The sequence below is a fragment of the Shewanella sp. genome (assembly GCF_051658185.1).
GTDB lineage: Bacteria > Pseudomonadota > Gammaproteobacteria > Enterobacterales > Shewanellaceae > Shewanella.
In genome coordinates this window covers 1-4,473 of record NZ_JBOFMC010000177.1, presented here as the reverse complement: position 1 = coordinate 4,473, position 4,473 = coordinate 1, and the positions used below count along the sequence as shown (strand labels likewise).

General features: G+C 50.6%; 4 protein-coding genes. All 4 read left to right on the top strand.

Annotation, left to right across the window (positions count from 1 at the left end; all coding sequences use genetic code 11):
* A partial coding sequence (gene napA / locus ACRCZA_RS07230; RefSeq protein ID WP_438673780.1) for a nitrate reductase catalytic subunit NapA occupies positions 1-1,761 on the top strand: 1,761 nt, incomplete at its 5' end.
* A 75-nt stretch (positions 1,762-1,836) separates the two neighbouring features.
* Entirely contained in the window at positions 1,837-2,571 is a 735-nt protein-coding gene (gene napG, locus ACRCZA_RS07225) for a ferredoxin-type protein NapG (RefSeq protein WP_438673779.1), read from the top strand.
* 11 nt (positions 2,572-2,582) lie between these two features.
* Positions 2,583-3,542 carry a quinol dehydrogenase ferredoxin subunit NapH gene (napH, locus tag ACRCZA_RS07220; protein ID WP_438673778.1) on the top strand — a complete coding sequence of 320 codons (960 nt, stop codon included), beginning with the start codon at positions 2,583-2,585 and terminating at the stop codon, positions 3,540-3,542.
* On the top strand, positions 3,539-3,970 hold the full coding sequence (napB, locus tag ACRCZA_RS07215; protein ID WP_438673777.1) for a nitrate reductase cytochrome c-type subunit NapB: 432 nt from the start codon (positions 3,539-3,541) through the stop codon (positions 3,968-3,970). The genes napH and napB overlap by 4 nt, the downstream gene beginning before the upstream one ends.
* Positions 3,971-4,473: the final 503 nt, after the last annotated feature.

Sequence of the window (4,473 nt, the reverse complement as noted above, 5' to 3'; positions counted from 1 at the left end):
CTATCGACCTTTGAGAACCGCAGCTTCGATCTGGCGGATAACCCAATGGTGTTCCACCCACAATCGGATTTAGTGATCCTCAACTATATCGCCAACTACATCATCCAAAATAACGCGGTCAATACTGACTTTGTCACTAAGCACACCACCTTTGCCCTCGGTGTGGATGATATCGGTTATGGTTTGCGCCCCGATCATCCATTAGAGAAAAAAGCTAAAAATCCGGGCAATGGTAAATCGACCCCCATCAGCTTCGATGAATACGCGAAGTTCGTCAGCACTTATACCTTAGAATATGCCGCGAAGATGAGTGGCGTAGAGCCTGAAAAGCTAGAAACCTTAGCCAAAGCTTATGCCGATCCTAAGGTGAAAGTGATGAGCCTGTGGACCATGGGCATTAACCAGCATGTGCGTGGCGTATGGGCAAATAATATGCTCTATAACATCCACTTACTGACGGGCAAAATTGCCACCCCGGGTAACAGCCCATTCTCACTCACCGGCCAACCCTCTGCCTGTGGTACTGCCCGTGAAGTCGGCACCTTCGCCCACCGTCTGCCTGCTGACATGGTGGTGGATAACGACAAGCATCGCGCGATTACCGAAAAAATGTGGCAACTGCCAGAAGGCACCATTCCGCCAAAACCGGGATACCACGCGGTACTGCAAAGCCGAATGCTCAAAGATGGCAAGCTCAACTGTTACTGGACTATGTGTACCAATAACATGCAAGCGGGTCCAAATATCAACGAAGAGATGTACCCTGGTTTCCGCAACCCAGAAAACTTTATCGTGGTATCCGATCCTTACCCAACGATCACCGCAATGGCGGCAGATTTGATCCTGCCGACCGCCATGTGGGTTGAAAAAGAAGGGGCTTACGGTAACGCAGAGCGTCGTACCCATATGTGGCATCAACAGGTTAAAGCCCCAGAAGGCGCTAAATCGGATCTGTGGCAACTGATGGAGTTCGCTAAACGCTTCAAAGTCAGCGAAGTATGGCCAGCCGAGCTTATCGCTAAAAAACCTGAATATGCCGATAAAACCTTGTATGAGGTCTTATTTGCCAATGGCGTGATCAACAAGTTCCCCGCAACTGACTGTAAAGCTGAGTTGAATGATGAGAGCGCGCACTTTGGTTACTATGTACAAAAAGGTATTTTTGAAGAATATGCCGCCTTCGGTCGTGGCCATGCCCATGACTTGGCAGACTTTGACCGCTACCACGAAACCCGCGGTCTACGCTGGCCGGTGGTCGAAGGCAAAGAAACCCTGCGCCGTTTCGTTGAGGGCAGCGACCCGTATGTAAAAGCCGGTGAAGGCTTTAAGTTCTACGGCAAACCCAACGGTAAAGCGGTGATCTTCGCCCTGCCTTACGAGCCGGCGGCAGAAGAGCCAAACAGTGAATACGATCTGTGGATGTCCACTGGCCGCGTACTCGAACACTGGCATACCGGTTCGATGACCGCCCGCGTACCTGAGCTGTACCGCGCCTATCCGGATGCACAAATCTTTATGCACCCAGAAGATGCCAAAGCCCGTGGTCTGCAACGGGGTGATGAGGTGCTTGTCGCCTCTCCCCGTGGTCAGGTAAAAACCCGGGTCGAAACCAAAGGCCGTAACAAACCGCCCCGTGGCGTGGTGTTTATGCCTTTCTTCGATGCACGGCAGTTGGTCAATAAACTGATTTTGGATGCGACCGATCCGCTATCGAAAGAAACCGACTTTAAAAAGTGCCCAGTCAAAGTGATGAAGGCCTAAGCCTAGCTGTTTGATAGCGATAGCGTAATTAAAAGCAATCCGTCATAACATGGCGATTAAGTAGAGGAACCTAAGGTGAGTCAGCAAGTTAAGCGTGCATTCACAGCCAAACAAGTCAACCGTCGCCAGTTTTTGGCGACCACGGCGAAGGCTGGCTGTGTGATGGGACTCGTGGGATTAGGGCTGACGACCACGGCCAAAAGCCAAAGTCAGCTCGCGCCTCACGCTTGCCGGCCACCCGGAGCCTTAGAAGAACGCGATTTTCTCTCAGCCTGTGTGCGCTGTGGTTTATGTGTCGAGGCTTGCCCCTACGACACCTTATCCCTCGCCCGCTGGTTTGACGGCGCGGCCACTGGCACGCCGTTTTTTACCGCCCGCACCATTCCCTGCGAAATGTGTGAGGATATCCCCTGTATCAAAGCCTGCCCTTCGGGCGCGCTCAGTCAACAGCTTGAGCAAATTAACGATGCCAAAATGGGGATTGCGGTACTCATTGATGAGAAAAACTGCCTTAACTTTAAAGGCTTAAGGTGTGATGTCTGTTATCGAGTTTGTCCGTTAATCGACAATGCCATCACCTTAGAACGCCAGCGTAATCAACAGAGCGATCACCATGCGATGTTCTTACCCACAGTCAACAGCGACACTTGTACTGGCTGTGGTAAATGTGAACATGCCTGCGTGCTCGATACGGCGGCGATTAAAGTCTTACCGACCGCATTAGCGCTCGGTAAAGCGGCCAAGCATGACACTTATCTCAATACTGAGGAAACCACCTTAGAGATGTTGAATAAGGGGCTGATGTTATGAGCAATGAGTCGATGAACACAAAAACTGTCAATTCTAATGCTAAAGCCCACATGTCAGGCGAACATGCCGCTGCGATTGCTGAACTCGGTTGGTTTGGCGCACACAAATATTTGCTGCTACGCCGCACTGTGCAACTAGGACTGTTAAGCTTATTTGCACTGGGGCCGCTACTGGGGATGTGGCTCTTTAAAGGTAATTTATCGGCCAGTTTACTGCTCGATACCATTCCCTTTGCCGATCCATTAGCAAGTTTGCAAGTATTGTTAACAGGCCATATTCCTGAACTCAGCCTATTACTCGGCGCAGGCCTAGTGACGGTGTTTTACGCCCTCGCCGGTGGTCGTGTGTTTTGTAGCTGGGTATGCCCAGTCAATCTGGTCACCGATACGGCAAGCTGGCTCAGACGTAAACTCAAGCTGCCTCGCACCAGCGAGTTACCGCGTTATTTACGTTACTACCTGTTAGCCCTCGTGCTGTTATTACCCCTGCTCACGGGCAGCTTGATTTGGGAATGGATCAACCCCGTGCCCTTAGTCTATCGCGCCGTGCTATTTGGCAGTCTCAGTGGTTTATGGATCTTAGCGGCAATATTTCTGCTGGATCTGTTTATCGCCGAGCGTGCTTGGTGTGGTCATCTTTGCCCAACGGGAGCCTTATTTGGCTTAGTTGGCAAATGGAGCCCCATTAAGATCGTCGCCAGCAAGGCCAGTGACTGTAATAACTGCATGGATTGCTTTGCCGTTTGCCCCGAACGTCAGGTATTAAAACCCGCGTTAAAAGGGCAAAATCCGGTGATATCAAGCGCTGACTGCACCCAATGTGGCCGCTGCATTGATGTCTGTGCTAAACGCGTATTTCGCTATCAACATCGCTTTATCCGAGCTAAGGCTCGCACTCATACCGAAACACTGACCAAACCTCAATCAAAAATTCGTCAACACATTGCCCCCAAGGCGGAGAATGACCAATGAAAAAAATACTCACCTTAGCTGCGATTGTATTAGCCATCAGCGGCTGCTCAGGCCAGCAAGCAGACACCAATCCAGCCCCTGTTAACATTAAGTCCCTTGGCGGACAAACAGAGATCACTGAGATTCGCCCCGCCGATGCGATGCCTGTTTATCCTAGCCGCGGCAAAGCCATCGAGCGCAGCTTTGCGGATCAACCGCCACTGATCCCACATAAGGATGATTACCAAATCACCATAGCGAAAAATGGCTGCCTCAGTTGCCACAGTTGGGATAAAGCCAGCCGCATGAAGGCAACACCGGTGGCAAAATCCCATGTGATCGATGATAAAGGCACCTTAAATGGCCAAAACTATTTCTGCACCCAATGTCATGTTGCTCAGGCTGAAAATAAAATCCCGCTAGTCGAAAACCAACATACCGGCCAGTAAACAGCACGTTAAGCAATAACCAGCCGATTTGCGGCTGGTTAAGCTAACCTCGCGCTATCCCTATAACGCCCTTTAGACTCCAACAGGGGTAACATCGGCAGCGTGAATATCAAACGCGTTAACATCAGTCTCGTTAACATCAGTCGCGTTAACATCTGCAGCGAGAATAACTGTCGATCGCGTTATCTGCGATAGCGGTAAAGCAGGCACCCTAAGCCACCCAAGGCAACTTGAGTGGCTTTTTTATTTTAATAATATGCGCTAACCCCAACTGCAGGCTAAGAGGAATCAAGCAGGAATGGCAAAACATAAGCGCTGTACACAGGTTTATTTACAGCGCAGGTTGAGTTACAGCAGAGGTTGATTTACAGCGCAAGTAGATGGCGGGCGTGATAATAGCCTAAGCTAACAGCCGCATATCGAGTATTGGCGGCGCAGGCCAAAGCCCTGTGCCCGAAACAGTACACTAGGAACCCCGGTGTGAAATACTAAGCGCGTCTGCC